This window comes from Thermoanaerobaculia bacterium, assembly GCA_035260525.1.
Classification (GTDB): Bacteria; Acidobacteriota; Thermoanaerobaculia; order UBA5066; family DATFVB01; genus DATFVB01.
In genome coordinates, this window is the sequence record DATFVB010000160.1 from 1 (window position 1) to 2,822 (window position 2,822).

The following is a 2,822-nucleotide window of genomic DNA, read 5'->3' on the forward strand; positions in this document are numbered from 1 at the left end:
CCTCGGGATTCCGCGCGCTCTCGCGCGAAGCCGCCCGCTCGCTCAACGTCTTCTCGAAGGTGACGTACACGCTCGAAACGCTGATCCAGGCCGGATCCAAGGGGCTTCGGGTCCGCTCCGTGCCCGTCCACGCGCGCCCGACGGAGCGCCGCTCGCGGATCGTGCGCTCGAACTTGCACTACGTTCTCGTCTCGGGCGCGAACATCCTGCGCATCACGGCCCTCTACAAGCCGCTCAAGGTGTTCTCCGCCGCCGCGGCGGTGCTGGTGGCCGCCGGTCTCGCGCTCGTCGCGCGCTTCTTCTGGTACTACTTCGGCCCGCGCCCGGGCGGCCACGTTCAGTCGCTCATCGTCGCCGCGATCCTGATCGTCGTCGGCGTCCAGACCTTCCTGATCGCGCTGCTGGCCGATCTCGTCTCGATCAACCGGACGCTGCTCGAGAAACTGCGGGAACAACAGGAGAGGCGCGAACCGCCGAGATGACCGCCGGCGGCCCGGCGTCCGTCGCGAAACCGCCTTCGCCGATGCCGGCCAATATACCCATAAGCCAGTCGTCTTGCTATCGACGCGCATGAGCCGGTAGCTGATGAAACCCGCCTGCTCGCGAAAGACAGGCACCCCCTCTCGTTCATCGCTAGCCAAGATCCTCCCGCACCTGTGAATCCAAAGGTCAACGAATCCACAAGGGTCCCAACACCTGAATTACGCCGAGCCGCGAAGCGGCTTCGGCTTGAATGAATTGTCAGGCCGCGCTTGCCGCGCCATTTCAGTGTCGCCCTTAGGACTGTGGGTCGAACCCGAAGACGCGCAGTTCTTGGTCGCACCGACAGGCCCTGGCGATCCGCGCCGCCCACGCGATGGCCTCGTCGCGCGAAGGCAGTTCCAACACGGTGAAGCCGCCATCGAGCGTGGGCGCCCAAGGATAGCCGCCCATTGCAACCGTGCCGTCAGCAGAGACGAGCACGGGCGGTACGTCTTCGTCGATTCCGCCGCCGAAGACGTAAACACCGCCGGCTTTCGCCTCATCAATCACAGCGTGAGCGTCGCGGCCTACCGCTCCCCATTCGCCATCGGGCACAACCATTGCTGCGCTTGGAAAAGAGATCAGGTATTTGGCCATGGTGCTCCTCCTGGGAATTGACGGCGGTCCTGAAGCGTGTGCGCGGCCTAACGACCCGGCTTCAGCGGCGAGGCCGCAGGACGAAGCCCGCTGCAAGCCGATGTCGGGGTGCTAGGGTTCCGGAATCTCCAGATCACGGCAAATCTTCCTGACCAGCCATTCGTTGATCTCGCGATGGCGAGGAACCGCCGTGGACTTCCGGGTGGGGCGATTCACGAAGACCGAATGCCGCGAGCCCTCCCGAAAGAACTCGCAACCATGCGCCTGAAGATGGCGGACGAGATCGGCCCGCTTCAAGAAATGAGAAGAGGCTCGCGGATGACCGCGTCGCCCCCCAGCTGCTCCTCAGCAAGAGCCCGGTTCGCCTCGAGAACGAGTGCGACGGCTTCGTGCAGGCTCTCCCGGGCCTCATCGAGCGTCGAAGCCTGGGTGTTGGCACCCGGCAATTCCTCGACAAAGCCGATGTAACCCTCTGGAACCTTACGAAATACGGCCGTGAGCCTGAGCTCCATGCGCCCTCCTGAGTCATTGCATTCTACCCCGGTTGCCAACGATGCCCGGCACCTCGAACGATTCGGCGTCAGCGGTGGCGCGAAGCGACATCCGCTGGACGCCGTTGTTAGCCCGCGAGCATTTTCTCGTATTCGGCGTGTGGCCCGATCCAGAACCAGACGATCTCGCCGCCGTCCACCGTCCCGGCAGCGCGGTAACCGCCGCTGATTCGGGCCGAATAGATCAGCAGGTTCGGATGCACTCGCTTGAACCGCAGCCCTGGATGCGATGGATTCGCGAGGAACCGCGTGTACGCCTCACGCGCGTGAACCTGAACCGATTCGGGCAGATCCGCAAAGAGACGACGAAAGCCCGCGGTGGTGCGGGATCTCAAAGCTTTTCTGGATCGAGCTCGAGAGTGCGGCCGGCGCGATGCTCTGCGATCGCCTCCCCGGCCATCTTTTCGAGTAACCCCGGCGATCGCGCGAAGAGGTCGTCCCAGCGGCGCTCCGATTCGAGCTCCGCGAGTAGCCAGTCTGCAATCGCGTCCTGCTCATTTTCCGGCAGAACTTCGATCGCCGACACCGCTTTTTCGAGCTTCGTCGTCATCAGGCGGTGATTTTACCACCAGCCTTGCCCTCCGCCGGCTAACGACCCGGCTTCAGCGGCAAGCCCGCAGGGCGCAGTCCGCTGCAAGGATGAGATGGACTCCTCCCCTCGATTCGGCATCATCGTGCCATTCGATTCGGAGTCATTGCAGCTCCATTCGAAAGGAGGAATCCATGGAGAATTCTACGACGATCGCGGTGGACCTAGCCAAGGCCTTCTTCCAGATCTCGATCTCGACCGTGCCGGGCCGCGTCAATGAGAGGGCGCGCCTGACCCGGCAGAAGTTCGTCTCCTTCCTCGCCACGCGGCCGCCGACAGAAATCGTCATGGAGGCCTGCGGCTCGGCCCACTTCTGGGCCCGAACCGCCCGGGAGCTCGGCCACCGGCCCGTGCTCCTGCCGGCCCACTACACAAAGAAATACGTCCTGCGCGACAAGCACGACCGCGCCGACGCCGACGCGATCCTGGAAGCGCGCCGCCGCGAGGCCATCCGCCCCACACCCGCCGAGCGCGTCGATGATGGTTTCGGTCGGACCGACGCGGGGACACGCCGACAACATTTCCGGTCTCACAAAGACCGTTGCAACGATTGGCTCCCCGCG

At 64.2% G+C, this 2,822-nt stretch carries 7 protein-coding genes; 2 read left to right on the forward strand and 5 right to left on the reverse strand.

Going from position 1 to position 2,822, the window contains the following annotated elements:
* Nucleotides 1–482 (forward strand): glycosyltransferase family 2 protein (locus tag VKH46_07695; GenBank protein ID HKB70711.1); only part of this gene is annotated, 482 nt, incomplete at its 5' end.
* Nucleotides 483–777: 295 nt separating this feature from the next.
* On the opposite strand, the gene VKH46_07700 is transcribed toward VKH46_07695, so the two are convergent.
* The 5 genes from VKH46_07700 to VKH46_07720 form a co-directional block, all read right to left on the reverse strand.
* Nucleotides 778–1,119 carry a transcription initiation protein gene (locus VKH46_07700; GenBank protein ID HKB70712.1) on the reverse strand — a complete coding sequence of 114 codons (342 nt, stop codon included), beginning with the start codon at nt 1,117–1,119 and terminating at the stop codon, nt 778–780.
* A gap of 111 nt (nt 1,120–1,230) precedes the next feature.
* Nucleotides 1,231–1,416, reverse strand: a complete 186-nt coding sequence (locus tag VKH46_07705; GenBank protein HKB70713.1) for a type II toxin-antitoxin system HicA family toxin — start codon at nt 1,414–1,416, stop codon at nt 1,231–1,233.
* The gene (locus tag VKH46_07710) at nt 1,413–1,631 is read right to left on the reverse strand and encodes a type II toxin-antitoxin system HicB family antitoxin (protein ID HKB70714.1); all 219 of its coding nucleotides are present in this window, start codon (nt 1,629–1,631) and stop codon (nt 1,413–1,415) included. Before VKH46_07710 ends, VKH46_07705 begins: the two co-directional genes overlap by 4 nt.
* Nucleotides 1,632–1,738: 107 nt before the next feature.
* Entirely contained in the window at nt 1,739–1,873 is a 135-nt protein-coding gene (locus tag VKH46_07715) for a hypothetical protein (protein ID HKB70715.1), read from the reverse strand.
* Between the two features lie 128 nt (nt 1,874–2,001).
* Complete coding sequence (locus tag VKH46_07720) at nt 2,002–2,220, reverse strand: hypothetical protein (protein ID HKB70716.1); 219 nt, start codon at nt 2,218–2,220, stop codon at nt 2,002–2,004.
* A 173-nt stretch (nt 2,221–2,393) separates the two neighbouring features.
* Between VKH46_07720 and VKH46_07725 the strand changes: the two genes are divergently transcribed.
* The coding region (locus tag VKH46_07725) for an IS110 family transposase (protein HKB70717.1) at nt 2,394–2,822 on the forward strand (429 nt) is incomplete at its 3' end.

Excerpts from the sequence above, each read along its gene's own strand:
- VKH46_07710 (HKB70714.1), bottom strand. The coding sequence starts at position 1,631 with ATGGAGCTCAGGCTCACGGCCGTATTTCGTAAGGTTCCAGAGGGTTAC.
- VKH46_07720 (HKB70716.1), bottom strand. The coding sequence starts at position 2,220 with ATGACGACGAAGCTCGAAAAAGCGGTGTCGGCGATCGAAGTTCTGCCG.
- VKH46_07700 (HKB70712.1), bottom strand. The coding sequence starts at position 1,119 with ATGGCCAAATACCTGATCTCTTTTCCAAGCGCAGCAATGGTTGTGCCC.